This is a genomic window from Legionella sp. PATHC035, from assembly GCF_026191115.1.
Taxonomy (GTDB): domain Bacteria; phylum Pseudomonadota; class Gammaproteobacteria; order Legionellales; family Legionellaceae; genus Legionella.
On record NZ_JAPHOT010000001.1, the window covers coordinates 2,744,708 to 2,770,003 of the forward strand.

A 25,296-nucleotide genomic window follows, 5' to 3' on the forward strand; every position below is an offset into this window, starting at 1 on the left:
TGACAAATGAGTGAAGTAAGTTATAGAGAAATCAGTAATGAAGAAGAAGGGCAACGTCTGGATAATTATTTGATTCGCATTTTAAAAGGTGTTCCCAAAAGCCATATCTACAGAATTATCCGTGGTGGTGAAGTTCGGGTTAATAAAAAAAGAGCACAAATCAATTCACGATTACATGCCGGGGACAATGTCCGTATTCCTCCAATTCGGGTTTCCGAATCAAAAGAGGTATTTGTGGGCGATGCTTTGGCCAAACGATTGAAAGACTGCATCATTTTTGAAGATTCGTGTTTTTTGGTCATTAACAAGCCAGCAGGCATAGCGGTTCATGGTGGAAGTGGTTTGAGTCTTGGAGTAATCGAAGCGTTGAGAAAAACCCGAACTGATTTAACTTATCTTGAATTGATTCATCGACTTGATAAAGACACTTCGGGATGTCTTTTATTAGCTAAAAAAAGAAGCACCCTGAGGGCAATGCATGCATTACTTGAGGCGCGCGAGGTGCAAAAAACCTATTGGACCTTATTGACTCATCGCTGGGAAGGTAAAAAACAAGTCACCGTACGAGCTGCACTTGAAAAAAATACTTTAAAATCAGGTGAGCGTATTGTGTCCGTTAAAGAAGAAGGAAAAGCTTCTGAAACGGTATTTAAACTTCTTGAAAATTATCAACAGGCCTGTTGGGTCGAGGCCAGTCCTAAAACCGGGCGTACGCATCAAATTCGTGTACATAGTGCCCATTTAGGACATGTTATAGTCGGTGATAAAAAATATGGGGCACTTGCAGGAGATGTAGAAGGGATAGATAATCAGCATCATCGTCTTTTTTTACACGCACGATCGATTCAATTTGAATTAAATGGCACAAAGCATTTGTTTCAAGCTGATGCAGATAACCATTTTTCTACCGCACTAAAACAATTACGTGCGAGGAGCGTAGTGAGCAATGAGCAATCCATATGATTTGGTAGTATTTGACTGGGAAGGTACTATTGCGGATACTTTAGGGATAGTTTTACATGTTGTTGCTACAGAGGCCAATTTGCTAGGCTTTGGCGATTTTGACCCCAATCAGGCGAGAAAATTTGTTGATTTAGGTTTGGTACAGGCTTTAAAAAAAACTTATCCGCACTTGACTGAACCACAACATCAACAATTATTACAGGCAGTGCAATTGGCGATGCATTCTCGTTCCGCAGATGTCTGTTTGATGCCTGGTGTACGTGAACTGATCCATCAATTACATGAAGCTGGGATAAATCTGGCTGTTGCAACCAATAAAGGACATCAATCCTTATCTCGTGCTTTGCAGGCTGCAGGGCTTGATAAACTATTTAAAGTAACTCGCTCTGCGGGACAAGTACCAGCAAAACCTTGTCCACAAATGTTAGAAGAAATTATTGAAGAATACGGCGGAACTGCTGCGACAACATTGATGATAGGTGATTCTCTTACCGATATGGAAATGGCAAAAAGTGTTAAAGTAACTGCGGTAGGAATAGATATTTATCATCAACAAGAAGAAGCTGTCCTCATGGCAGCTGGGGCAGTAGCCGTATTTGATGATTATAAACAGGTAGCGGATTTTTTAAATTTATCCAAATGGAGTTAACTGAATCCTTAGCTATTTGTTTTTGTGTGGGTATGAAAAATAAAAACTGCACAATTCCGGGTGTAGGTTTTCGTTTCACCTAGGGTACGTTTTTATATGGACACTCATAGGACCATTGTCGTTAAGCTTAAGGAGCCCCTCTCCCACTTGTGGGAGAGGGGCAGGGTTGAGGGTTCATCGGCCATCATCATACTCTCATCCGCCCTTCAGACCCCTTCTTCCTATGGGGAGAAGGGAAACTCCTTAACCTAGTGGCAGTGATTCATAGAAACGGGAGTTGCTTTATTTAGTCATATGTAAAGGGAGTATCAAACGTTGAGTACATTAACCAGTTTGCCTAATTTATTAACTTTGCTGCGTATCGTACTGATTCCAGTATTAGTTATCATATTTTATATGCCGTTTTCGTTTGCACATATGTTGGCAGCTAGTATTTTTGCTGCTGCAAGTTTTACGGATTGGTTAGACGGCTACTTGGCACGTAAACTGAAGATGATGTCTCCCTTTGGTGCTTTTCTTGATCCTGTTGCAGATAAGCTATTGGTTTCTACGAGCTTACTGTTGCTCGTAGGCGCTAAGGAAATTAATTACATTACTATTCCCGCTATTGTCATTGTTGGAAGGGAAATTGTTATTTCAGCATTAAGGGAATGGATGGCTGAAATTGGTCGGCGTGCCAGTGTGACGGTCGGTTATGTCGGCAAGATAAAAACTTTTTTACAAATGGTGGCTTTATTTTTATTGTTGGCTTTTAATTCTTTAGATACATGGGGTGGTATTTTCGGTTTTGTCTTACTGTATGTGGCCGCAATTTTAACGATTTGGTCGATGATTATTTACTTGGCGATTGCTTGGCCAGAATTAACGAAAAAAAATTAATTTTATTATTGACAGGGTGTTAAATTTCGGTAGAATCACACCCCGTAGAGACGCGGGAATAGCTCAGTTGGTAGAGCACAACCTTGCCAAGGTTGGGGTCGCGAGTTCGAGTCTCGTTTCCCGCTCCAAATTAAAGCGACAAAAAAAGTCGCTTTTTTTTTTAAGAGCTTTAAGAGATAGACCTATTAGAAGTATCAAATGAGGCTGTGTGGCAGAGTGGTCATGCAGCGGCCTGCAAAGCCGTGTACGCCGGTTCGATTCCGGCCTCAGCCTCCATAAGAAAATTGCCCAGGTGGCGAAACAGGTAGACGCAAGGGACTTAAAATCCCTCGGAGCTTAACCTCCGTGCCGGTTCGATTCCGGCCCTGGGCACCAATTACCAATCATTCTGTCGCCAGTAAGATTAACGCAAGAATTGCAAAAACCATTCCCAATCCATGTTTGAAAGTCAATCCTTGCTTGAGAAACACGACGCATAATAATAGAGTAATCATAGGGTACATGGATGTGACGAGCACTACCGGCATTGTAGGTCCATTTTGTAGTGCCAAAATGAAAAAAATACAGGCAATACCACTCGCTAAACCATTCAATAACCCATACGCTCCTCCCCGCGGGCAAAGATCCAATTTAAAATCAAGTAATACCAAGGCGATGATGCCTGAAATTAATACGCCGATACTTGAATAAAAGGTAATGGAAAGAGGATTGATAAAGCTTGATGCTCTTGTGCCCCAATAGCCCCAGGCACCATAAAGACATAAAGCAATGAGTGAAGGCAAATACCAAGAGCTCGGATTCATACAAATTACCTTACCTGTTAGCGAGTTTACAAAATGTTATATAGGATAACTGGTAGTCTATTAAAAAGACACTACTCAGTATGTTATTCTTATTCCTTGCTAGGTTTGTGGTCTAACCGAGGGAATGAGTTTCTGGTTTGAGAGGTAGTGGTGATGGTTCATTTGTCGTAATCAATTCGCTCATTCCTCCCTGACGGGCACATTCTCCTCGACGAGGAGAACGGAAACCTACAGTCTACTTTAGCCAGGAGTAGAACGAGCAGCTGCTGATTGACCGGCTTCTAAATCTAATTCTCTTTGTTTGCCTAACCATTCAATTAATCGAGTACGAAATGTTTTAAAAAATAAAATAAAACGGTTAGAAGACCGAATTTGAGCTGCCCCGTCCCTTTGATACAAATCCATGATCTCATCGGAACTGGTTAATTTTAAATTTAAGGCTATTTTATCTGCATGAAAGGCAATATCCGTTAAAGCGGAATTGTTTAATTTGAAATTATCTTCAATAATTTCATGCCCCTCTATTTTGAAATCAGCGAGTGTAAATTGGTGTTTTGCAAAGTAGGTGCTGCTTTTCCCATTGGCGGTCTTTATTTTTTCATTGGCCCCTGCAGCAATAAGTTCCGTAGCTAAATTATCAAAATGGTATAATCTCGCCCAATGAAGCGCAGTCATCCCGTGATGATCAGCCTGATTTACATCACAGCCTAATTCACGCATCCGTGCCAGAATAAGCTCTGCAGATTGTTTATCAGCCAGTTTGCACGCTAAGACCAAGGCTGTATTTTCATAGGAAGTCGCCAAAAGGAGTTTGGGATTCGCTAGGCGTAATGCTTGTTTTAGACTCAAAGGAGTACCTTGGATAACTGCCAGGTGTAAGGGGGTGTTTGTAGTCACTACATCATCAAAATTGCCGGCAGCAGGAAGAGACAATTGGCAATATAAGGGGAGTTTTTCTAATGTTTCTCGACATGAGCTCGCGGACTGCAGTTCTTCATAATAGATGGAGAAAAAAATCTTAAGCACATCCAGATGAGGCAACCAAGGGAGTGCTTGGTCTAAAATTTGAGGATGGAGCAAATCATTATTTTGTAAAAGAAGCAGCAGGGACTGGAGGTTGACGATGTTCCTTTTATTATTGAGCTGGGGCAGCATCACGGTTACTAGTTCGTAGTGTAACAGCTTAAGTTTATCTAAATGATTTAAGAATAATCTGAGGGCTTGAAGATCCTCTGCCGAAGGACTCGTAGTGCAAAGATGTTTTGCGAGTAAGGGAATTAAATCGCGAGGTAGATTTTTACACAGTCCAAATAAGTCAAACAGCAAATACCATTCCTTGCATTCCTCCTCTACATATATGGGTTCCTTTGCACTCCCGGATTTATTTACAATCATGGCAAAACGCAGTGGCGTAACATGGGTGATGTTGGTGTAGCGAGACAGCTTTTCATTTTGAGCTAAAATGCAGATGAGCTCATAAATTTTATCATCTTGCGCTGGAGCCATTCTAATCGCGTTAACGAGTGCTTTTGCTGTTTCTGGAGTTGTATTTATATCCGCAAATATTTGCAGCGCTCGAAGAGGATCAGAAAAGCGTTTTAAACGAAGGAACGTAACTAAATGAATGAAATCAGTTAGTTGATCGAGTGCTCTTCCTGCTGTAACCGTAGTGAGTTCGGCATCCAATACGGCATTAATTTCATCAATGCAAACTTGGGGGGTGTTGATTAAGGCTCTAAGTTTATCACTGAGAATGATTTTTTTTACCTGGAATGGAGATGATGCCATAAGATACTCCTGTAATTCTTTTTGATAAAACAGTTTACTTTAATTCAATATAATTCACAATTTGTAGAATTAATGGCTTAATAACATCCCTTGACTGCGGGCTGACAGTCTATAAATATCCACAAATTCTGTGGATAAGTATGTGGGTTATCTGATGACGAAACAATAAAATAGCAGAACTGCTTATGAGGTATATCTCTTGGATGATTTTTTCTCTACAATAAGACTTTAACTCTAACTAATAGTAATTATGTATAAACCATTAGCTCTTTTTATGGGCTTACGCTATACGCGTTCTCGAAAAAAGAATCATTTTGTCTCTTTTATTTCCCTGAGCTCCATGCTGGGTATAGGCTTAGGAGTGATGGTTCTTATTACTGTTTTATCAGTAATGAATGGTTTTGATGAGCAAATACATAACCGTTTTTTCGGTATGGCCCCTGAAATTACGGTCTCTGGCCCCAATGAGCGACTCAATAATTGGCCTGAAGTAGCTAAAAAAATTCAAACAGTTCCCGAAATTAAATCATTAGCTCCTTATGTTGGTGGACAGGGGTTAATGGTGCATGAAGGGCAAGTTTTACCTATTGTCTTAACGGGAGTATTGCCTGAAAAAGAAGAAAAGATGAGTCACTTACAAGATAAATTGCTGGCCGGTAGTCTAAGCAATTTAAAAGATTTTGGCATTATCTTAGGTAGAGGTCTCGCAGACAGTATGGGCACCATGATTGGCGATAAGGTCACGGTGATGATTCCTCAAGCAACCGTGACTCCAGCTGGAATGATTCCTCGTTTTAAACGATTTACCGTAGTTGGTGTTTTCTCGGCGGGCACTGGATTTAATTTTGATACAAAGTTGGCATTCATCAATATGGGAGATGCCCAAAAGTTATTACAAATGGGCGATGATGTCACCGGGATCAAAATGAAAATTGATAACGTGTACCAAGCACCGGAATTGACTTCTCGATTATCTCATTTGCTGGGAGAAGAATATCAGGTCGGCAATTGGACACAGCAATATGGTGCGTTTTTTCAGGCTGTCAAAATGGAAAAAACGATGATGTTTATGATTTTATTGCTCATTATCGCCGTAGCTGCATTTAATCTGGTCTCTTCTTTGGTGATGGTTGTTAATGACAAACAAGCAGAAATTGCCATTTTAAGAACCATTGGTGCGACCCCTTCTACGATATTGTGGACATTTATTGTGCAAGGAATGATGGTAGGAGTCGTCGGAACATTGTTTGGTTTGCTGGGTGGATTAGTATTGGCTAAAAATGCGACCACAATTGTGAACCATCTGCAATCCTGGTTTCATTTCAAGGTCTTGTCATCCAGTATTTATTTTGTTGATTATTTACCTTCCAAGATTATGTTAAGCGATCTGTGGACCGTCTGTGTTATGGCTTTATTAATGAGCTTTCTGGCAACAATTTATCCTGCCTGGCGTGCCTCAAAAACAGTGATTGCGGAGGCTTTGCATTATGAGTGACGTTATTTTAAATGCTACAAAATTATGTAAATCATACAATGATGGCGCTTCTAAAGTAGATGTGCTGCGAGGAATCGATTTGTCGATTGCCAAAGGAGAACGCGTGGCAATTATTGGTCCATCAGGATCTGGAAAAAGCACCTTATTGCATCTAATGGGCGGTTTGGATAAACCAACCACTGGCGATGTATTAATTAAGGATGTGAATTGGCAAAAAGTAAATGAAAAACAACGTTGCCGATTACGTAATCAAGGTTTGGGATTTATTTACCAGTTTCATCACTTGTTACCTGAGTTCACCGCACTTGAAAATGTGGCTATGCCTCTGCTCTTAGCGAATATCTCAGTAAAGGATGCTACGGCTGAAGCCAGTAAAATGTTGGATGATGTTGGACTAAAAGAAAGAAAAACACATAAACCGGCTCAGCTTTCAGGAGGCGAGCGGCAACGCGTTGCCATAGCTCGAGCTTTGGTACATCAACCTTACTGCGTGCTAGCTGATGAACCTACAGGCAATCTCGATCAGACCACGGCAACCAAAGTGTTTGATTTAATGCTGGAGCTGAATAGAAAAATGAATACGGCTTTGGTTATTGTGACTCATGATCAGCAGTTAGCAAAACAAATGGATCGTGTTTTAGTGCTGGGTGATGGTCTTTTATCTGAGTTTAAATAAATTTTGTATTAGGTGATTGTTTTCCTGAATGAGTACTGATTCAGGGTTATTAACAGAAATAGGGGTAAACAAGTATGTATAAAAAAAATGAGGGGGTTGGTAGCCCTCAGCCAGCTGAGGCAAAAAAAGATATATTCGATGGAATCAGAGAAGATAAAGTAGCATATGATTTGGTCGATATGGGGGCTGTAAATCCTCATCGATTTTTAAGAAATAAAAGTTCAAAAATTAAAGCCCATCAATTACCGATCATTATTGAGGAAATCGAAGCAGTAGAATATAACCTGCCTGAAAATAAAGCTCCTTCAAATTTATAATCTAAGCAAGTATAGACCTTCGTATGTAGCCTGGGTGGAGCCACGCGAAATCCGGGTTTCTGAGCCAAGCGGGAATAAGATTTCTAAATCAAGAAGCCTAATTCGCTCCATCCAAATCTCCTGGGTTACGGCTGACGCCTTCACCCAGGCTACAAATTACCCAATGCAGCAAGAGATTTGTTTAATAGTTTGCATGCCCTGGGGTGCGTGGGAAAGGAATGACATCGCGTACGTTAGCTAAGCCTGTAACATAGCTGACCAAGCGTTCAAAGCCCAAACCAAATCCTGCATGGGGTACCGTACCATATCGACGTAGGTCTCTATACCATTGATAGCTTTCTTTATTTAAATTGCATTCTTCAATGCGCTTATCCAGGATATCCAGGCGCTCTTCACGTTGACTGCCGCCGATGATTTCACCAATTCCAGGTGCTAAAACATCCATAGCAGCAACGGTTTTTTCATCATCATTGAGACGCATATAAAACCCTTTGATTTCTTGAGGATAATTAGTCAGTATGACCGGTTTTTTGCAGTGGATTTCTGCCAGATAACGTTCATGTTCTGATTGTAAGTCCAATCCCCAGCTTACAGGGAATTCAAATGATTGGCCGCATTGTTCCAAAATTCTAATGGCATCAGTATAAGTCATGATTTCAAAATTAGAATCCGCGATGTGTTCTAGCCGTTCAATACATCCTGGAGCGACAAACTGATTGAAAAAGTCCATATCATCTGCACGCTCATCAAGAACTGCTTTGCATAAATAACGCAACATCTTTTGGCTTAAGGTACAAATGTCATGCAAAGTGGCAAAAGCGATTTCAGGTTCAATCATCCAGAATTCAGCCAAATGGCGGCTTGTATTTGAGTTTTCAGCACGAAAAGTCGGTCCAAAAGTATATACTTTCGACATGGCCATACAATACGCCTCAAGATTTAACTGTCCTGAAACGGTGAGAAAAGTCTCTTTTCCAAAAAAATCTTTACTGAAATCAATTTGACCGTATTCATTTTTAGGGATATTTAAGAGGTCTAAGGTCGATACGCGGAACATTTCACCGGCCCCTTCACAATCACTGGAAGTGATAATGGGGGTATGTATCCAAAAGAAACCCTGTTCGTGGAAAAAGCGGTGTATGGCTTGTGACAAACAATGACGAATTCGTGTTACCGCGCTGATCGTATTAGTACGTGGACGTAGATGAGCTACATCACGCAGAAATTCTAGCGTGTGGCGTTTGGCTTGAATAGGATAAGTATCTGGATTTTCTACCCAACCTACTACTTTAATCGAGTCAGCCTGAATCTCAAATGCCTGGCCTTTACCTTGAGAGGCTACCAATTTTCCTGTAGCAATTATAGAACACCCAGCCGTCAGTTTACTGACTTCATCAAGGTAATTGTCCAAATTATCTGTTGCCACGATTTGAATGGGAGCAAAACAAGAACCATCATGTAAGCTAACAAAAGATAAACCCGTTTTGGAGTCGCGGCGAGTCTTAACCCAACCTCTCACGGTAACGTGTTCATCAATGCTGATTTCACCATCTAAACACTGCTTTATGGTAAAAACTTCACTCATTTTTTTACTCCTCACTCTGATTATACTTTGCGCACTCACAAGGGCACAGTTTGGGTGCATTTAAATTCTATCAGTCGAAGTACGCTTATTAATACAGCGCAAGTATTTGCGTTACACCAAGCTTTTCCCGATTGAAGAATTCGTCTGGTTAGCGAGAATGGGCAATGCCAATCCCGATTTGCGGCTTCGCGAAGTATAGATACCTTTAACTAAAAATGAGATGATACACTGGGGTTATTAGCATTTCTACTATCTTAGTGCTAAAACATGTTGATTTTCTTGCTGCATTACGATAACTCCAAATAAGAATGAAAGTGCTTTGATCTCCACGGCTTTTTCGAGTTTTATCATTGAGGAAACATTATGTTGCGAAAAGTGTTCTGTATCTCATTGTTTTTTTGCTCTTTAGGGGCTGCAGCAGATGATACGATATTAAAATTATATAGACCCTTTGGTGATGTCACGGATCAAGCGATTCCGCAGGTGAAAAACACACTCATGGGTGAATGTTATTCTCAATCCCAATTAATTGTGCGTGAAGATGCTTGGCGTTGCCTGGCAGATGGCAAAACTTATGATCCGTGTTTTGTTAAGTCAGGACCAGGGCGGACCGAGGCATTATGCCCTCAATCTCCTTGGATTGGAGAGAGTGTACTGATTAAAGTGAAAGAACCTTTGCATAACGAGCAAAATAAAACATTAGATATGTCACTCACTTATCCTTGGGGCATCGAGCTGACCAATGGTGAGCATTGTATGGCGATTAATTCGGGTAAAATTTATGATCAAATGCCTGTGCGTTATCAATGCAGCAGTAAAAATTATCTAGTTGGCCATTTACAGCGATGCAAAAATGTTTGGAGCATGCTCCAGAAAACCCCACAAGGTGTGGTTACCGTAGAATTAAAGAAGGCTTGGTTTTGAGACAAAGTCTTATTGATTAACAATTAAGTCATGTAGGTTGGGGCAGGGCCCAACCTAGAATAATTATTGAATCTCGGGAGCTGCTTTTTGAAAGGGTTCCAGTGTCAAACAATGCGCGTTGATTGCATTGATAAGAGGGTAGTTGTCCATAGCAAAATGAAATCGATGGGCATTATAGACTTGGGGGATAAGGCAAAGATCGGCCAAGGTCACTGCATCGCCAAAACAAAAAGATGGACTGCGTTTTATCTGGTGTAATTTCATTTCAAAAGCGTCAAATCCTGCTTTCAGCCAATGGTGATACCATTCGGTGACCTGTGTTTCATGTGCTTGAAATTGCTCTTTTAAGCGGTTTAATACCCTTAAATTATTCAGCGGATGCATGTCACATGCGACAATTAAAGCAAGGGATTTTACAATGGCTTTATCCCAAGGATCAGAAGGCAATAATGCAGGATTAGGGTACGTCTCATCCAGATAATCGATTATGGCAAGTGATTGACTCATCACGCGCTGATTGATTTCTAAGCTGGGTACTAATTCTTGGGGATTAACCGCTCGGTATTCTGGACTATGCTGTTCTCCACCATGATTCACCAGGTGGATATTTATTTTCTCATAGGCAATATTTTTTAAATTCAGAGCGATACGGACCCGATAACACGCTGTAGAACGAAAATAATCATAGAGTTTCATCGCTTATACCTGCTTCACAACTTGATCGATTGCCCCAAACAGGCTGTTGCCTTGTTTATCGAGCATCTCAATACGAATTCTGTCGCCAAAACGCATGAAAGACGTTTTTGCCTGACCTTGCTCTATGGTTTCCAGCATTCGCCTTTCCGCGATACACGATGAACCCTTGCTGCGATCCAGATTAGAGACTGTACCCGAACCAATAATGGTTCCTGCACGGAGGACTCTGGTTTTTGCAGCATGTTCAATCAGTTTTGGGAAGGAAAACGTCATATCTATCCCCGCATTGGGTTGACCAAATAATTGCTCATTCAGATGACTTAATAAAGACAGATGCACTCGCTGACCATCCCATTCAGACCCTAGTTCATCAGGGGTGATGGCTACAGGAGAAAAACTGCTGGATGGTTTGGATTGGAAAAAACCGAAACCTTTTGCCAGTTCATTGGGTATTAAATTGCGTAATGAAACATCATTGACCAGCATGAGCAGCTTAATATGTTGCCCTGCGTTTTCATCGCTTATGCCCATAGGAACATCATCAGTAATTACAGCAACTTCTGCTTCAAAATCGATGCCATATGCTTCATCTGCTGCCAAGATGGGATCTCTGGGGCCCAAAAAGGAATCAGAACCTCCTTGATACATCAAAGGATCAGTCCAGAAATTCTCTGGCAATTCTGCACCACGTGCCTTACGCACTAGTTCAACATGGTTAACATAAGCACTGCCATCCGCCCATTGATAAGCACGAGGGAGGGGCGATTCACAGTGTTGTGGATCAAAGCTAAAGGTATGCTCCAAAAGTCCTTCATTCAGTTGTTGATAGACTTTTTGTAACTGTTCCTCCACTGCATTCCAATGATCCAGGGCATATTGCAAATTGGGTGCAATTTGAGGTACTCGTATTGCACGAGTCAATGCTTGATTGACCACGCATAATTCCCCATCGCGTGATGATGTTGATTTTAGACTGGCAAGTTTCATAAGCTCCTCATTTAGTTGTAGTCCAGGGTAAGTTAATCCCCTCTCCCACTGGTGGGAGAGGGGTGGGGGGGAGGGTTTCATTAGCGGTAACCATACCCTCATCCGCCCTAACGGGCACCCTCTCCCCATGGGGAGAAGGGAATCATTACCCTATGTGCCCAGACCATATTTTTGTTAGGCAGACTTTTCTTTCAAAGTTCCACGTTTGATCTGATCTCTTTCAATTGCCTCAAATAAGGCTTGAAAGTTACCTTCACCAAATCCTTGATTTCCTTTACGTTGAATGATTTCAAAAAACACTGGACCAAAGATATTTTCAGTAAAGATTTGCAGCAATAAACCATGTTTGGGATCGCTTTCACCATCAATCAATATTTTCTCTTCTTGAAGTTGACTCACTGATTCTTGATGCCAAGGAAGGCGATCATGCACCATTTCATAGTAGGTATCTGGAACATCAAGGAATTTAACCCCTTGCTCCCTTAATGTATGTACCGTGTGGTAAATGTTCTCTGTAGTTAATGCGATGTGTTGGATGCCTTCACCTTTGTAATCATGGAGAAATTCTTCAATTTGCGATAAATCATCTTTCGATTCATTCAAAGGAATTTTTATTTTTCCACAAGGGCTACCTAGAGCACGACTTAATAATCCGGTCATTTTCCCTTTTATATTGAAATAACGAATTTCCTGGAAGTTAAAAATGGATTCATAGAACTCAGCCCATTTGTCCATATTGCCGCGAAATACATTATGGGTTAAGTGATCAATGAGTACTAAGCCATTACCTTTTACTTTTTTATGGGCTTGATTTTCCCAATGCGATGAGAACGGTTGATGTTGATCGTCAACAAAATAAATGACACTGCCACCTATAGCTTGAATACCCAATAAACCATGATGCGCGTGAGCACAATCGTCAAATGCTTTGGCTCCATGTTTGAGTGCGTATTCGAATGCTGCCTTGGCATTCTTTACTTTAAATCCCATGGCGCAAGCACCCGCTCCATGCGTTTTGGCATGTTCTTCTGCTTGGCAATTGGTTGCTGCATTGACAATAAATTGAATTTCGCCTTGTTGAAATAAAGTGATGTCCTGGTTTTTATGATGCGCGGTAGCTTGGAAACCCATATCCATGAACTGTTGATGGAGGTGTTTTTTATCGGGACCTGAAAACTCTAAAAAAGCAAAACCATCTAATCCACAGGGGTTGTTATTTGTTTGCATTGTTGATTACTCCTTTAAAATGATTCGGTACTTAAAAACTCCTTTCTCCATAGGAGATGGGTAAAGTAGGATTACCTTGCCTGGCTCGTGGCCTTCAGCTATTGACCTGTTCCCTGGCCCGTCATCCCGGGTGCAGGCAGGGTTCTCTCCAGGGTGAACACTGTTCTAAAATGGGGAGATCCTTCACTGTGCTCGGAATCACGAAGACAAGGAGAAGGTGCCCGTTAGGGCCGATGAGGATGTTGATTGGGTTAATGGGTCCTCATCTCTACCCCTCCTCCACATAGGGAGAGGGGGTTCCTCGCTACTGGTTGTCTTAAGATGGTTGTACTAAAAATAATCCATCTGCGATAGGTAACAAACTAACAAACACGCGTTGATCGTTTTTAATCAAATCATTCAGTTTTCTAATTTCTCTGGTTTGTCCACCTAGTTCCTTTTCGTCAATTACTTTACCATCCCAGAAAATATTATCTACAGCGATTAACCCTTTAGGTTGAATTAGTTTTAATGCCAATTCGTAGTAATGCACATAATTGGTTTTATCGGCATCAATAAAAATGAAATCGAACTTTTGTTCCCAGCCTTCATTGAGAAGGTTGTGTAAGGTATCTAATGCACGGCCAAGTCTTAATTCAATCTTACGGTCTTGCTGTGCTTCTTTCCAGAAGGGATGGGCTTTGCTTGTCCACTCGGAATTGATATCACAGGTAATGAGCTTTCCATCATCAGGCAAAACCAAGGACATGGCTAAGGCACTATAGCCCGTAAATGTACCTAACTCCAAAACATTTTTGGCGCGGATTAAGCGTAGGAGCAACTGCATAAATTGTGCCTGTTCCGGCGCAACTTGCATGTTCGCCAGCTCCATAGTGGAGGTCACTTTGCGTAGACCAGTTAGGGAGGGATGCTCGCGCAAAGATTTGTCCAGCATGTATTCATAAAGTTCGGGAGTCAGGTTTAAATGTTTCATAGATTCCTAAGTTCTATTATTTGGGCCAAAATGGCATTGGCTTTTAAGTGTCCAATGCTCATCTACTACTTCGTCGAGTGCAGGAATCTCCGGACTTAATGCGGTGCTACAACATGGAGATTCCTCGGCGCACTCGGGATGACGAGAGCCCTAAGATAACTTCTCTTTTGCCAAATTATCTGCGATTTCACTAGTAGGTAAATTTTCTCGAGCAGATCGCACAAAAATTTCAGTTAGATGGGTATAAATCGCATCGATTTGTTCGTTAATTTTTTCTTCTGGAGTATGCAGATATTTCGATGCTGCAAAAATTAATCCTCCAGCATTAATGACGTAGTCTACTGCGAATAAAATGCCTTTATCATGTAATTTATTACCGTGATAGGTATGCGCTAACTGGTTGTTGGCCGCACCGGCAACAATCGTTGTTTGCAATTGAGAAATGGTAATATCATTGATAATTGCACCCAACGCACAAGGAGCAAAAACGTCACAGGGAACTTTATGAATTTGATCCGTACTGACTGATTTAGCGCCGAATTGGGTAACAGCGCGATCTACTGCTGCTGGAGAAACATCCGCAACCGTCAATGTCGCCCCTAATTCATGTAAATGTTTGGCGAGCAAAAATCCAACATGGCCTAAACCCTGGATGGCCACATGAATTCCTTGGAGGCTTTCTTTCCCCAGTTTAAATGCAACAGCTGCTTGAATGCCACGTAGAATCCCTTTTGCAGTAGAAGGTGAAGGGTCGCCATCATATTTGGATAAACTGGCTACGTAGGGTGTGTGTTCTGCAATGATGTCCATATCAGGTAATTCAGTTCCGCTATCCAGAGCAGTAATGTAGCGACCGTTTAATTCATTAACGAATCGACCAAATTGATGCATGTATTGAGCACGATCAAATGGACCTTTGGGTTTAATAATAACTGATTTACCGCCTCCCAAGGGCAAGTTGACTGATGCAGCTTTAAAGCTCATTCCTCGGGCAAGACGCATGGCATCTTGAATCGCTGCATAAGTATTTGGGTATTCAATAAAACGACAACCCCCTAAAGCAGGGCCTAATTTGGTATTGTGGATGGCGATTATTGCTTTCATTCCAGTCTTAGGATCTACTTTAAAGTGCAAGTCACCAAAATCATGAGAGAGAGCGTAATCGAGGAAATCATCTTCGGTTGCTATTTGGTTAGTATTTGATATATTGTCGACAGAAATCATTATTAATGCTCCTCTTGCAAATAGTTGCAGAAGTTATATTCCTATTTTTTGATTAAATCAATGGTATATCCCAAGAAACTCTAAAATGCTATTGTTATCTTATTGCTTTTCTCGCTCTGGAATTTTTTAACAATTCGCAAGAGAAAGTGGCTATTTCCTCTCATCAAAACGTCCAAGACAAAAAAAATAAATTGCCAAACCAGAGTATTTTAAAGTGTCTCAGGCCCAGTGAATAATTTGGTATCTTAAGGCATGCTGGTATACACTAATTTGATTATTCATCAGATCGGAGAGGGTTATGCGCCAAATCGTTACCAGAATCCTGGTTTTATTGGTTATCACACCGTTTGCTTTTGCTGAAGATGTTTTACCACCGCCTCCTCCACCACAACCTCAATTGGTTCTTGATAAAATTGATTTTCAACTTTCCGCAAAACAGTGGGTTACAACGCAAACTGCTCTATTGGGTGTGAGTATTAATGTGACATTGACCAGTGCTGATTTAGTGAAAGCGCGTGCTGATATTATGGAACGATTAAATAAAATCGCGAAAGGGGATTGGCATTTAATTGAATTTGACCGTTCTCAAGATAGCTCAGGACTTGAAAAGCTCTTTGTGCAAGCGCAAGCGCGAGTCAATCAGGAAGCATTAACGGAGATTTATAAAAATGCCAAGGATGTCAGTTTACCGGGTGCGAAATATGAAATATCCAGTGTGGATTTTAAACCCAGTTTTGATGAAACCCAGACTGTTTTAAGTCAAATTCGACAACGGTTGTATCAGCAGGTGAATGATGAATTGGCTCGTATTAATAAGGCCTACCCAAACCAAAATTACAGTGTGAGCAATTTGGTTTTTGTTGAAGGAAGTAATCCGTCGCAGCCTAGACCTTTACAAGCGAAAGCTATGAATACCCTGATGGTCGGCGAAGCATCTGCTGCGGCGCCTGCTTTAACGGTAAGTAATGAATTAATTCTAACAGCGCTTGTTGAGGTTGCGTCGAATCGCAAACCAAATACAAAGTAATTGACGCTAAAACTCCCTCAGCAACTTGTGGGAGAAGGGTAGGGGTTAAAACCCTCATCCGCCCTAACGGGCACCTTCTCCCCTGAGGGGAGGGGCAGGGGTGAGGGAATTACGACATTATCCTCATCCGTCCTGGGCGGTATCTTCTCCCAATGGGGGCACATTACACTTTACAAAAGGGGAATGAATTTTGTTGGTTGTTGAAAAAATTATTGGGCACCGAGGCGCATCCGCTTATGCCCCTGAAAATACCTTATCCTCATTCGATAAGGCGCTGACTTTAGGATGTCATTTCATTGAATTTGATGTCATGTGCAGTGCTGATGGGGAACCTTTTGTAATTCATGATGATAATTTAAAAAGAACAACAAATGGACGCGGTGATGTAGGCTTAGTGGAGTCATCCTATTTGCACTCTTTGGATGCGGGCTCTTGGTTTTCCCGCCAATTTAAAGGCGAGCATATTCCCCATTTTAAAGAGGTATTGAAGTGGTTGTCTTTTTCAGGTGTACAGGCAAACATAGAAATCAAACCTTATCCTGGTACCGAGGAGCAAACTGCAGTTGCGGTGATGAGCCACATTCAACGTTATTGGCCACAGGGAAAAGAGTTACCTTTAGTTTCCAGTTTTTCTTGGGATGCATTAGTTTTATGTCGAAGTATTGCTCCAGAAATGCCCTTAGGTTTACTTTTGCATGCTTGGGATGAACAATGGTTGCAAAAAGCAAAGCAACTAGACTGTTTCTCGATTCATTTTAATCGTAGGGTTTTAACTGAGGAACGTGTTAAGGCAATTAAAGCAGCAGGCTATGTTCTTTGTGCTTATACGGTGAATCGCAAACGCTTGGCTAATAAGTTATTTAGCTGGGGTGTCGATGCGGTTTTTAGTGATTATCCTGATTTATTAGCATGAAAAAAATTATTCTTTTTTTATTTGTCATTTTGTTTGCTCTATCTGCTCAGGCAAAACGGATTGAACTGGTGTTTTGGCATGCAATGGCCGGGCATTTGGGAGATGAGGTCCGATTACTTGCTGATGATTTTAATCAAAGTCAAAAAGAATACCTGATTAAGCCCGTTTATAAGGGCAATTATGTTGAAACATTAACGAGTTTTGCTGCTGCATTCAGAGCACATCATCCACCAGCGATCGTACAAATTTTTGAAGTGGGAACTGCTATTATGGAATCCCCGAGAGGAACCATCAAGCCGGTAGATGAACTGATGCAGGAACAAGGGATAAGCTTGCCTAAAGAGGACTTTATTCAATCTGTTCGTGAGTTTTACAGTAAAGACGGACAACTCATGGCGTTGCCTTTTAATCTCTCCGTTGCAACGCTGTATTACAATCTAGATATACTTGCTAAAGTAGGTTACTCCCCAGCTAACTTTCCACGCACATGGGCTGAGATGGAAGTATTGGCTGAAAAATTAAACAAAGCAGGCTATGATTGTACTTATACCACGGCTTACCCAGGCTGGGTGCTTTTTGAATCTTTTTTAGCAATTCATGGGTTGCCACTGACTCAAGAGCATCCTGCGCGCGCTGTTTTTAATACGCCACAATTAGAGAGCCATTTCGCACGTTTGAAGCGTTGGCATTCATTGCATTATTTTCGCTATGCAGGAAGGGTGGATGATGCCACTATCTTATTTACAAGTGGTGTTTGTCCTTTGTTTAGCCAATCTTCTGGGGCTTATAACAGTTTGTCTGCCTTAGTCCCCTTCCGCTTAGGAATTGCCAGCATGCCATTGGATACCGAGGTCAGTCAGGTAAGACATGCCAATGTTGCTGGTGGTGCGGCATTATGGGCTGTAGCGGGACAAACAAAAGAGCAGTATAAAGGAATTGCCCAATTTTTTGCGTTTATCACCAAACCTGAAATACAAAAGCGTTGGCATGAGCATACGGGCTATTTTCCTATAGGTTTAAACGGTATTTATGCTGATATTTTGCACAGCAGCCACCATCCCACTTTATTGATGGCGCGTACTGATTTAGCAGGGGCATCGCAAGACAAACTCTTACCCCGCTTTGGTCCACAGAATCAGATTCGGGGGATTAACGATGAAATTTTGGAGGCGATGTTTGCAGGATTTTTAAGCCCAAATGAAGCATTGCGGGAATCTGCACTACGTACCGATCATGTGTTGTCGCGTTTTGTGAGGAATACTACAGGATCATGATGATAAGGACATCAAAAATAATTTGTGTGATTGCACTTGCTTTTTACTGTTTTCTTGTTGTTTTGGGTAATGTGACCGATTATAAAAACAATTATGTTCTGGTAGAGCGTGCGTTGATGATGAACGACCTCTTTGCAGACTCTCAAATTGGCTATCGGGCTATTTCTAATCCCACAGTACATCATGCAGCATACCTAATTATCATCGGCTTAGAAACGTTAACCACGGTGCTTTGTGCCGTAGGTGCTTGGAAGTTATTTAAAGTGAGGCATGCAAGTGCACTAATTTTTAATGGTACTAAAAGGTGGGCCGTAGCGGGCCTTACTTTGGGTTTTTTAACCTGGCACGTTGTTTTTATGTCCATCGGCGGTGAGTGGTTTGGCCTATGGATGTCTTCCTCGTTAAGAGGATCTTTAACCATAGCGTTTCAACTATTTATTACTTTTTTAGTGCTGCTAATCTACTTGATTATTAAGGATGAGTGACTGTTGATGATGAGGGGCGTGAGTGATCAGCAATAATCGTTGGGAATGAAATTTAACCCTGTTGATGTAAAAAAAACCTCCGCTGAGGCGGAGGTTTTAAAAGGTATGTTTAAGATATCTGGAATTGTTTGTTGATTGCCTCCATTCGTTCTAACAACTGAGCTTCTTGCTCTTGCAATTTAATTAATTCCTCAGATCCATCTTTGATTACTCCCTTAAGTTCAGTTATCGATTTTTCGAGTAGATCGATTTCATGCTTCACTTCCTGTATTGCCTCTTTTGCTTCTTTTGTTGTCAGTTTGAGTTCCGCTTTCATCAGAGTTGATCTAACCCATGCCAAATAAAGAGACGGATTTCGAGCATATTCTGCCGGAAGCGGACCTTCTTTTTTTCTTCCTGGTACAATTTCTAATTCATGGTCAAGTTTGACTATTTCTTCAAGTTTAACCAATCTGTCTTTATGGGAACCATGAGTTTTCTCTTGATCCATTAATTTGTTATTGGCTACTTCCAATTTTGCAGTAAGTGACACAATCTGTTCATGTAAAGGGATCGATTGTTGGAACAATCGAAACGATTGGAATCCTCTTATAGCACTTTGAATAGCAACAACGGCTTGTGCCTCTTTTTGAGCTTGTCTTTCTCTATTCAGCATCACTTCTCTTGTTTTTTCAGCTGAATTCTTAGGATCAATGATATCTTCCACAGTAAGAATGAGACCAGTACCTTGATATCTTTTATCAATATACTGTTGCGCACGAGCTTCAACATCTTTATTTCGTACACAACGCCCCGTTGCTTGAGGACCTGATAGAATTCCATTAATCGCATTGATATTTGATTCGATTACTGGCGAATTAGAATTAATCACTTGTACGTTCAGGATATCTCGAATACTTACCCCTGTGGCAATGACCTCATCGGCTACGATATGCGTTCTCAGTCCTGCTTCAATTTGTGCAAGCTGTGCATCAATGACCTCTTGTTTCGTTTTCATATCAATTGCACCAGCGTAATTCTCCGTTGCTTTTAATACAGCTAAATCAACAGGAGCAGCCTTGGTAACCACATCAGATATAGGTTGTGACATTTTGATTTTTGCCACCATTGCTTCAGCTCTATCCAAAATCAATTTGACCATGGCTTCTTTTTGCTCAGGAGGCAATTTAGAAATAGGCGCTCCCAATTTCGTCAAAGCTTCATTTAATTTTACCCTGTTTGTCTCTTCACATACTTTAAGCTTATTTAAAAACGGAGGCGGTATTTCTACATCTTTTGTTTTGTATTTCTTGATATGCTCATCACATTCTTTGACATATTCCTCAAGTTTATGAGTTCTGTCCTTCTCAGCAATATCGGTGAACTTTTCATTAAAGATCAATGCAAGAGCAAAACTATTGATTGTTCTTTGAATGTCTTTCTGTTGTTCTGTGCTGATATCATTTTTTAAATTCACTTCACGTAAAGGAACCTGACCACGCACCTCTAGTTCATTAACAGCCCCAAATCTTTTGGCCAATTCTACCCTGGCTTGCGATTCAGATTCTTTTCTGAGCTCTGCTACTTTTGCTTGGTATTTTTCAAGAGTTGCTTCATCCCCATTGGCTAATTTCTGATAGGTCTCAGCCAATTTTTCACGTGTTTCTTTGTCATCAGAGAAGCCCATGTTGCGTTGAGCACGGATACGGTTCAATTCTAAAGCTTGATCAATGGCTTGTTGTTGTGCCACAGAGTCTTCAATCCCACTATGTGCTTTTTTGATCTGTTCTTTTAATTCGACTGGATCAACATAACCATTCATTCCCTGTTGGAGATAATAATCATCAAAGTAATGAGTTACTGCTTGATCAACCAAATCTTTTTCTTCCAAATAAGCCACTTCCGGTTTAATTGGACGAATGGTCCCTAACTGAATTGCAGCACCAAGACTTAAATCATCCAAAGGCGTACCAGAAAAGAGGTCGTACAACTTGGAAGTTGGTGTAGCTGTTAGTGCCAAAATGGAGTTGCGCCCTTTTAAGCCTTCTAAAATTTTTGTGTCTTCCTCATTAAAGGTATGACGATGGCTTTCATCAATTAATACCATTGAATCTTTGATTTCGCTGGCAATTATCTTGAATAGGGGGTGTTCCGCTTGTAAAACAATCTGATCAAACGGTTCGGTACCAGCAATCACTTTAGCAAAGTATTCCTTAATTTTTAGCTTGTCCTCTTCTTCCATATCACTTAAATCGTCCTTCAAACCATCCCAAAACACATCTACTTTTGATTTAATCGTTTCTAAGGTAAAAACAGTAGGAACATGCGAGATGCCATTAACTTTTCCGGCACCCAACATTTTTTGGGTTTCACCAGATTGCTGATCCACTAATGTTTTATCAGGAACAATCATCACGGTGCGTCCAACAGCTTGAGCAATACCTGCCATGACAATACTCTTGCCTGACCCGGTACCCATCACTGCGAGACGTTGTTCATTTCCTGCACTTAAGCTGTCAGTAAATTTGGCTAATATTTCATTTTGATACGCATGTGGAACAAAAGATTTCGTATCAACAGCTAACCCTTTCTTAGTCACTGCACGAAGATCACCTTCTTTATCGTAGGTTAATTTAACAGTGGCTGTATGATCGTGATCGAAAAATAATTTGCCTCGGCTCACTTCGGCATTTAATTTGCTGGTTATATTAACGGTGTATTCTTGTTGATCGTCTTTTATGCCATTATAAGTAAAATCTACGGTATAAACCGCGCCGCCGATAGTAATGGCCGCTTCAAGATGCAATCCGTCTGCTTTTTGAATCCATTGACTCCTTTCTTCTCCGGGCTTACCTGCTTTCGCTAAAATCGCTTTTACGACATTTCCAATCTTAGGATCTTTTTTTGAGTTTTCTACAGCAATTATCTCTTTTGCTGAACCTACTGTAACCACTGCTCCATTGGTTACAACTTCTTTTAATAAATGAACTGCTGCAACGGTATCTGTGTAATCCTTAAGATCTGCAATCTGTCTTTTAACAATTTCGCCATTAGCGCCCATAAGAATCTCCCCATAGAATAATTTTTAAAAAATAAAAATATAATCTAGATCCTTATAAATTATATTTGGGTATTTAGGTGACAAGTCGCCTAAGGTTTTTGATTATACAAAATGAATATTAAGTTACCATTAAGTAGTTTTATTATTTAATTTGTAAATTAAGTCTCACAATGTACTTAATATTTGCGATTATACAAAAAGAATATTAAGTGACCATTAAGTGATTTCGCTGGTGTCAAATTGATCATCTCAGGGGGTATATGATATACAGTAGCTAAGGTAGATAGGCCTACGGTATTTTAAAATTCAATTATTTGATAGTATCTTGACCTTGGTGAGTCTTTTTTGATGATAAACTCAAAGATAACAGATAAAAATTTTTACAGTAAAGCAATGACACAGGAAAGTGAGGCAGCAAATGGCATTTATGAAGTTCAATCAAACAACTGAGACAAGAAGTAAGATCATGGCACGTATCGATAAATTAGGTTTGAAGTCTGATCCACGGATGATCCAAACTCTTGAGGAAAATCTTCCTTATCTCAATCGATTGACCGCCTTGTTCAATGTGTTAAAAAAATGCAACATCACACTGGATGATAGTCTCCATCAAATCATTGCAAATCATGTTCCCAATGCCAGCTATGTGGTAAATCTTTTAGAATTTATGCGCGAAGAAGGAATTGATACTGCGATTATTCCGCTAGAACTTTTATTTCAGGTTGCAGAATCAGAGACAACACTAAAACATGGAATGCGCCAACTTATCAAACATAACTCGCTTGATGCTGCCACTTTAAAACTGATATTTTCTTATCCGGAGCAGTCTTACTTACTTGCCGATTTAATTATTAATTTTCAAGCGCATGCCTATCCTACTGAAAAAGTAGTAGAAAAGTTGGGACAATTCTCGGTACAAAGTATGAACGCAGTAATCGAGTTACTTACCTTACTTTTAAATAACAACCTCTATTATTTTGACTGCCTCGACCTCTTTTTAGGACAGCAAGAGTATCTAGGTAAAATATGTGAGGGAGCAAAAAAACTTGCTGTAGCAAATAAACTTTCATCAAGTTATTTTGATGCCGTTGGAAAAAATCCCCAAAATGCTAATATTCTCGCAAATCTTATTTTGCTTCTACAGAACCTTTCAATTATCGATTATAAAAAAACCGAAGATCTTTTAATTGCAAGCCAATTGGGGGCTGGTGCATTTCACTTTTTGACGCATTTGCAGCAATCAGGAATGTTAGATGCTGAGAACTATAAAAAAGTGAGTCAGCATCATTCCATACTGAATTCCCAAAAAGTCAATGACGCTTTATGTGGTCTTCCCTTATTCGCCGCGTTCGACAAGGAAGAATTGGAACACATGCTTGTTTTGATTACTAAAGAACCCAGCTCGGATAGTGATCAACATGAATTAATTGAAATGATTCAAAAGCATGATTTAACCAGTAAACTCCATTGGTAAAAAAATGGAAAATTGCTTTAAGACAGTCATTTATGTTATATTTGTGCTCTTAGAGATCAATTAAGGGACAGTTATGGGTGGAACAGACAGCAGCACCAATAGAATGATTACCAGCTTAAAGCCTAATGGAATCAAGACCATATCTGAAACACCCTTAGTACCGGTGGTACCTGTTGCACCTGTTGCACCTGTTGCACCTGTCGCATCTGTAGTTTATGAAGGACCTACTGATCCCTTTATTAGCCGCTTGCAGAAATTAAATCTAGGAAATGATACTCGAATGGTGTCTCTGATTCGGGCACATTCTAATTTTGGTAATCGTTTGATTTCTTTATTTAAGGCACTCAAGGAATTTAAAATCGATTTGACGGACGGTCTTGAAAGCACGATTAGAGAAAATATTTCTCAAGTAGGAGGGGTTGTCAGTTTATTAGAGTTAATCAAAAAAGATGTTCCTATGAACATTGACTCTCTGCCAATAACGCGTTTATTTTATGCTGCGAAATTTGAAGCATCCGTAACACAAAGCATACGAGATTTGGCTTTACTGGGGATGCTTGATTCAAATATTTTTAATTTATTGCTTGCCTATCCGGAGCAATCGCTCAACATCTCACAATTGCTAATTAAGCTTCAAGAACGCGCTTATTCGCCTACAGTTTTAGTGGATAAACTTAAAGCTGTTTTGATTGCTCCAGAGCGTATGGATACAGCGATCGGTTTGCTTGATTTAATATTAGAACATAATCTCTTTTACCCTGATGTGGTTGATATTATTCAAAGACAAGAAAAGCATATTGATAAAATTTACGAAGGGGCTCAAAAGCTTGCCGCAGAAAAAGCTCTATTCCCAGACTATTTTACGATGATTGAGGACAATCCTCAAAATGCCAACATCTTTGCTAAAAATATTTTGTTACTCAAGAGCGAATCACTGATAGATTGTCGCAATCCTGAGTGCTTATCAACAATAAGTCATTTAGGGGCGGGTGCATTTCACTTTATGAAACTTTTACAACACGCCTCTATGTTAGATGAACCTAATTTTAAAATAATTTGTCAACAAAAGGATAATATACTCAATCGAAATGAGATCATTGATGCACTAAGCAATCTTCCTTTGATTGTTGACTTCGAGAAAGAAGAATTAGCAAAAATGTTGGATTTATTGAATCACGCAGCAGTGTCTGCTCAGGATATTCAAGACTTCAAGCGAATAATACAAGACCATTTTATTTCTGAAATTTCCTGTCAATTCTCCCGCGCATGTATTTAATCAATAAACACATGCAATAAACGCTTGCTTTCATCGATCGTTGCTCTTAAGTTGAGCTAATGATTAAGGATGAATAGCCATGCTATTGAGTTGTAGTTGAATTGCCTGCTGCTGAGCGGCTTCATTTTGCTGTTGGGCAGCGGCAATCGAGTCATTCATGGCATTGATGGCATCTTCTTGCTGGACAATCGCAGGACTATCTATGGACGTATTTGCATCTAATGGTACATCGGGATAAGCCGCTTGCGGTGGATTATATCCAGGAGCAAAAGTGTAATTGGCTGGTGGATTTGATGTACCTACTACATAAGCCGTTGGAGCGCATCCTGCTAAAATAAGTATTGTTCCTAGAAGACTAATAGAACCGGTGGTCTTCAGCATAAAAAAACACCCTTAGGAATACAAAAATATATTGTATTGCCTTACTGTCTGTATTGTATAATTATAGAACAGATTGGGTATAATTTTATCTTGTGGGTGTAGCCGATATTTGTAGCCTTGTGGCGGGGCAGAGCACGCAGGCTCTTTGTCACTATCTCCAGTGCAATGAGCGATCTCCTATAGTCAGAACCCTGTCACTACCTGGAGATTGCTGATTGCCCTCGCGATAATTTACGACAT

At 40.4% G+C, this 25,296-nt stretch carries 23 protein-coding genes and 3 tRNA genes; 16 read left to right on the plus strand and 10 right to left on the minus strand.

All coding sequences use genetic code 11. The annotated features are described in order from the left end of the window. Positions 1-6 precede the first annotated feature (6 nt). The 6 genes from OQJ13_RS12115 to OQJ13_RS12140 all read left to right on the plus strand — a co-directional run bounded on the left by OQJ13_RS12115 (position 7) and on the right by OQJ13_RS12140 (position 2,866). Positions 7-963: an RluA family pseudouridine synthase gene (locus OQJ13_RS12115; RefSeq protein WP_265711070.1), complete on the plus strand. Its 957-nt coding sequence runs from the start codon at positions 7-9 to the stop codon at positions 961-963. Next, a complete protein-coding gene (locus OQJ13_RS12120; protein WP_265711071.1) occupies positions 947-1,612 on the plus strand; it encodes an HAD family hydrolase in 666 nt (221 codons plus the stop codon). The genes OQJ13_RS12115 and OQJ13_RS12120 overlap by 17 nt, the downstream gene beginning before the upstream one ends. A gap of 315 nt (positions 1,613-1,927) precedes the next feature. Further along, positions 1,928-2,491, plus strand: a complete 564-nt coding sequence (pgsA, locus tag OQJ13_RS12125) for a CDP-diacylglycerol--glycerol-3-phosphate 3-phosphatidyltransferase (protein WP_265711072.1) — start codon at positions 1,928-1,930, stop codon at positions 2,489-2,491. A 52-nt stretch (positions 2,492-2,543) separates the two neighbouring features. Further along, positions 2,544-2,619: transfer RNA gene (locus OQJ13_RS12130), tRNA-Gly, on the plus strand. Between the two features lie 74 nt (positions 2,620-2,693). Further along, positions 2,694-2,767 (plus strand) — tRNA-Cys (locus tag OQJ13_RS12135). Between the two features lie 10 nt (positions 2,768-2,777). Continuing rightward, a tRNA-Leu gene (locus tag OQJ13_RS12140) sits at positions 2,778-2,866 on the plus strand. A gap of 8 nt (positions 2,867-2,874) precedes the next feature. Here OQJ13_RS12140 and OQJ13_RS12145 read toward each other — a convergent pair. Both OQJ13_RS12145 and ankQ read right to left on the minus strand, forming a co-directional pair. Continuing rightward, on the minus strand, positions 2,875-3,294 hold the full coding sequence (locus tag OQJ13_RS12145) for an EamA family transporter (RefSeq protein WP_265711073.1): 420 nt from the start codon (positions 3,292-3,294) through the stop codon (positions 2,875-2,877). A 240-nt stretch (positions 3,295-3,534) separates the two neighbouring features. After that, a complete protein-coding gene (gene ankQ / locus OQJ13_RS12150; RefSeq protein ID WP_265711074.1) occupies positions 3,535-5,082 on the minus strand; it encodes a Dot/Icm T4SS effector AnkQ/LegA10 in 1,548 nt (515 codons plus the stop codon). 250 nt (positions 5,083-5,332) lie between these two features. On the opposite strand from ankQ, the gene OQJ13_RS12155 reads away from it, so the two are divergent. The 3 genes from OQJ13_RS12155 (at position 5,333) to OQJ13_RS12165 (ending at position 7,570) form a co-directional block, all read left to right on the plus strand. Continuing rightward, positions 5,333-6,577, plus strand: a complete 1,245-nt coding sequence (locus OQJ13_RS12155) for a lipoprotein-releasing ABC transporter permease subunit (protein ID WP_265711076.1) — start codon at positions 5,333-5,335, stop codon at positions 6,575-6,577. Further along, complete coding sequence (gene lolD / locus OQJ13_RS12160) at positions 6,570-7,253, plus strand: lipoprotein-releasing ABC transporter ATP-binding protein LolD (RefSeq protein WP_265711077.1); 684 nt, start codon at positions 6,570-6,572, stop codon at positions 7,251-7,253. The genes OQJ13_RS12155 and lolD overlap by 8 nt, the downstream gene beginning before the upstream one ends. Positions 7,254-7,327: 74 nt before the next feature. Continuing rightward, positions 7,328-7,570, plus strand: coding sequence for a hypothetical protein (locus tag OQJ13_RS12165; protein ID WP_265711078.1), 243 nt, complete (start codon positions 7,328-7,330; stop codon positions 7,568-7,570). 181 nt (positions 7,571-7,751) lie between these two features. On the opposite strand, the gene asnS is transcribed toward OQJ13_RS12165, so the two are convergent. Continuing rightward, positions 7,752-9,155, minus strand: coding sequence for an asparagine--tRNA ligase (asnS, locus tag OQJ13_RS12170; RefSeq protein WP_265711079.1), 1,404 nt, complete (start codon positions 9,153-9,155; stop codon positions 7,752-7,754). A 363-nt stretch (positions 9,156-9,518) separates the two neighbouring features. Here asnS and OQJ13_RS12175 point away from each other — a divergent pair, with 363 nt between their 5' ends. Beyond that, on the plus strand, positions 9,519-10,079 hold the full coding sequence (locus OQJ13_RS12175) for a hypothetical protein (protein WP_265711080.1): 561 nt from the start codon (positions 9,519-9,521) through the stop codon (positions 10,077-10,079). A gap of 63 nt (positions 10,080-10,142) precedes the next feature. Here the strand turns inward: OQJ13_RS12175 and maiA are convergent, their stop codons facing one another. The 5 genes from maiA to OQJ13_RS12200 all read right to left on the minus strand — a co-directional run bounded on the left by maiA (position 10,143) and on the right by OQJ13_RS12200 (position 15,186). Continuing rightward, a complete protein-coding gene (maiA, locus tag OQJ13_RS12180) occupies positions 10,143-10,775 on the minus strand; it encodes a maleylacetoacetate isomerase (RefSeq protein ID WP_265711081.1) in 633 nt (210 codons plus the stop codon). A gap of 3 nt (positions 10,776-10,778) precedes the next feature. Further along, positions 10,779-11,762 carry a fumarylacetoacetate hydrolase family protein gene (locus OQJ13_RS12185; protein ID WP_265711082.1) on the minus strand — a complete coding sequence of 328 codons (984 nt, stop codon included), beginning with the start codon at positions 11,760-11,762 and terminating at the stop codon, positions 10,779-10,781. A gap of 174 nt (positions 11,763-11,936) precedes the next feature. After that, positions 11,937-12,989, minus strand: coding sequence for a 4-hydroxyphenylpyruvate dioxygenase (gene hppD / locus OQJ13_RS12190; RefSeq protein WP_265711084.1), 1,053 nt, complete (start codon positions 12,987-12,989; stop codon positions 11,937-11,939). Positions 12,990-13,305: 316 nt separating this feature from the next. Continuing rightward, positions 13,306-13,962 (minus strand): O-methyltransferase, encoded by a 657-nt coding sequence (locus OQJ13_RS12195; RefSeq protein WP_265711085.1) that lies wholly within the window; start codon positions 13,960-13,962, stop codon positions 13,306-13,308. Positions 13,963-14,112: 150 nt separating this feature from the next. Next, positions 14,113-15,186: a Leu/Phe/Val dehydrogenase gene (locus tag OQJ13_RS12200; RefSeq protein ID WP_265711086.1), complete on the minus strand. Its 1,074-nt coding sequence runs from the start codon at positions 15,184-15,186 to the stop codon at positions 14,113-14,115. Between the two features lie 298 nt (positions 15,187-15,484). Here OQJ13_RS12200 and OQJ13_RS12205 point away from each other — a divergent pair, with 298 nt between their 5' ends. The 4 genes from OQJ13_RS12205 (at position 15,485) to OQJ13_RS12220 (ending at position 18,885) form a co-directional block, all read left to right on the plus strand. Further along, positions 15,485-16,213 carry a hypothetical protein gene (locus OQJ13_RS12205; RefSeq protein WP_265711087.1) on the plus strand — a complete coding sequence of 243 codons (729 nt, stop codon included), beginning with the start codon at positions 15,485-15,487 and terminating at the stop codon, positions 16,211-16,213. Positions 16,214-16,406: 193 nt separating this feature from the next. Then, on the plus strand, positions 16,407-17,126 hold the full coding sequence (ugpQ, locus tag OQJ13_RS12210) for a glycerophosphodiester phosphodiesterase (protein ID WP_265711939.1): 720 nt from the start codon (positions 16,407-16,409) through the stop codon (positions 17,124-17,126). Continuing rightward, on the plus strand, positions 17,123-18,400 hold the full coding sequence (locus tag OQJ13_RS12215) for an extracellular solute-binding protein (protein ID WP_265711088.1): 1,278 nt from the start codon (positions 17,123-17,125) through the stop codon (positions 18,398-18,400). Before ugpQ ends, OQJ13_RS12215 begins: the two co-directional genes overlap by 4 nt. After that, entirely contained in the window at positions 18,397-18,885 is a 489-nt protein-coding gene (locus OQJ13_RS12220; protein ID WP_265711090.1) for a DUF2165 family protein, read from the plus strand. Before OQJ13_RS12215 ends, OQJ13_RS12220 begins: the two co-directional genes overlap by 4 nt. A 109-nt stretch (positions 18,886-18,994) precedes the next feature. Here the strand turns inward: OQJ13_RS12220 and OQJ13_RS12225 are convergent, their stop codons facing one another. Further along, positions 18,995-21,925, minus strand: a complete 2,931-nt coding sequence (locus OQJ13_RS12225) for a DEAD/DEAH box helicase family protein (protein WP_265711091.1) — start codon at positions 21,923-21,925, stop codon at positions 18,995-18,997. 418 nt (positions 21,926-22,343) lie between these two features. On the opposite strand from OQJ13_RS12225, the gene OQJ13_RS12230 reads away from it, so the two are divergent. Further along, on the plus strand, positions 22,344-23,399 hold the full coding sequence (locus OQJ13_RS12230) for a hypothetical protein (protein WP_265711092.1): 1,056 nt from the start codon (positions 22,344-22,346) through the stop codon (positions 23,397-23,399). Positions 23,400-23,472: 73 nt separating this feature from the next. Next, positions 23,473-24,675: a hypothetical protein gene (locus OQJ13_RS12235; protein ID WP_265711093.1), complete on the plus strand. Its 1,203-nt coding sequence runs from the start codon at positions 23,473-23,475 to the stop codon at positions 24,673-24,675. A 63-nt stretch (positions 24,676-24,738) separates the two neighbouring features. Here OQJ13_RS12235 and OQJ13_RS12240 read toward each other — a convergent pair whose 3' ends face one another. Next, positions 24,739-25,056, minus strand: a complete 318-nt coding sequence (locus OQJ13_RS12240; RefSeq protein ID WP_265711094.1) for a hypothetical protein — start codon at positions 25,054-25,056, stop codon at positions 24,739-24,741. Between the last annotated feature and the right edge of the window lie 240 nt (positions 25,057-25,296).

Excerpts from the sequence above, each read along its gene's own strand:
- hppD (WP_265711084.1), bottom strand. The coding sequence starts at position 12,989 with ATGCAAACAAATAACAACCCCTGTGGATTAGATGGTTTTGCTTTTTTA.
- asnS (WP_265711079.1), bottom strand. The coding sequence starts at position 9,155 with ATGAGTGAAGTTTTTACCATAAAGCAGTGTTTAGATGGTGAAATCAGC.
- OQJ13_RS12115 (WP_265711070.1), top strand. The coding sequence starts at position 7 with ATGAGTGAAGTAAGTTATAGAGAAATCAGTAATGAAGAAGAAGGGCAA.
- OQJ13_RS12235 (WP_265711093.1), top strand. The coding sequence starts at position 23,473 with ATGGGTGGAACAGACAGCAGCACCAATAGAATGATTACCAGCTTAAAG.
- OQJ13_RS12215 (WP_265711088.1), top strand. The coding sequence starts at position 17,123 with ATGAAAAAAATTATTCTTTTTTTATTTGTCATTTTGTTTGCTCTATCT.
- OQJ13_RS12165 (WP_265711078.1), top strand. The coding sequence starts at position 7,328 with ATGTATAAAAAAAATGAGGGGGTTGGTAGCCCTCAGCCAGCTGAGGCA.
- OQJ13_RS12205 (WP_265711087.1), top strand. The coding sequence starts at position 15,485 with ATGCGCCAAATCGTTACCAGAATCCTGGTTTTATTGGTTATCACACCG.
- OQJ13_RS12195 (WP_265711085.1), bottom strand. The coding sequence starts at position 13,962 with ATGAAACATTTAAACCTGACTCCCGAACTTTATGAATACATGCTGGAC.
- OQJ13_RS12200 (WP_265711086.1), bottom strand. The coding sequence starts at position 15,186 with ATGATTTCTGTCGACAATATATCAAATACTAACCAAATAGCAACCGAA.
- OQJ13_RS12175 (WP_265711080.1), top strand. The coding sequence starts at position 9,519 with ATGTTGCGAAAAGTGTTCTGTATCTCATTGTTTTTTTGCTCTTTAGGG.
- ankQ (WP_265711074.1), bottom strand. The coding sequence starts at position 5,082 with ATGGCATCATCTCCATTCCAGGTAAAAAAAATCATTCTCAGTGATAAA.
- OQJ13_RS12155 (WP_265711076.1), top strand. The coding sequence starts at position 5,333 with ATGTATAAACCATTAGCTCTTTTTATGGGCTTACGCTATACGCGTTCT.
- OQJ13_RS12145 (WP_265711073.1), bottom strand. The coding sequence starts at position 3,294 with ATGAATCCGAGCTCTTGGTATTTGCCTTCACTCATTGCTTTATGTCTT.
- OQJ13_RS12120 (WP_265711071.1), top strand. The coding sequence starts at position 947 with ATGAGCAATCCATATGATTTGGTAGTATTTGACTGGGAAGGTACTATT.
- maiA (WP_265711081.1), bottom strand. The coding sequence starts at position 10,775 with ATGAAACTCTATGATTATTTTCGTTCTACAGCGTGTTATCGGGTCCGT.
- lolD (WP_265711077.1), top strand. The coding sequence starts at position 6,570 with ATGAGTGACGTTATTTTAAATGCTACAAAATTATGTAAATCATACAAT.
- OQJ13_RS12225 (WP_265711091.1), bottom strand. The coding sequence starts at position 21,925 with ATGGGCGCTAATGGCGAAATTGTTAAAAGACAGATTGCAGATCTTAAG.
- OQJ13_RS12240 (WP_265711094.1), bottom strand. The coding sequence starts at position 25,056 with ATGCTGAAGACCACCGGTTCTATTAGTCTTCTAGGAACAATACTTATT.
- OQJ13_RS12185 (WP_265711082.1), bottom strand. The coding sequence starts at position 11,762 with ATGAAACTTGCCAGTCTAAAATCAACATCATCACGCGATGGGGAATTA.
- OQJ13_RS12230 (WP_265711092.1), top strand. The coding sequence starts at position 22,344 with ATGGCATTTATGAAGTTCAATCAAACAACTGAGACAAGAAGTAAGATC.
- OQJ13_RS12220 (WP_265711090.1), top strand. The coding sequence starts at position 18,397 with ATGATGATAAGGACATCAAAAATAATTTGTGTGATTGCACTTGCTTTT.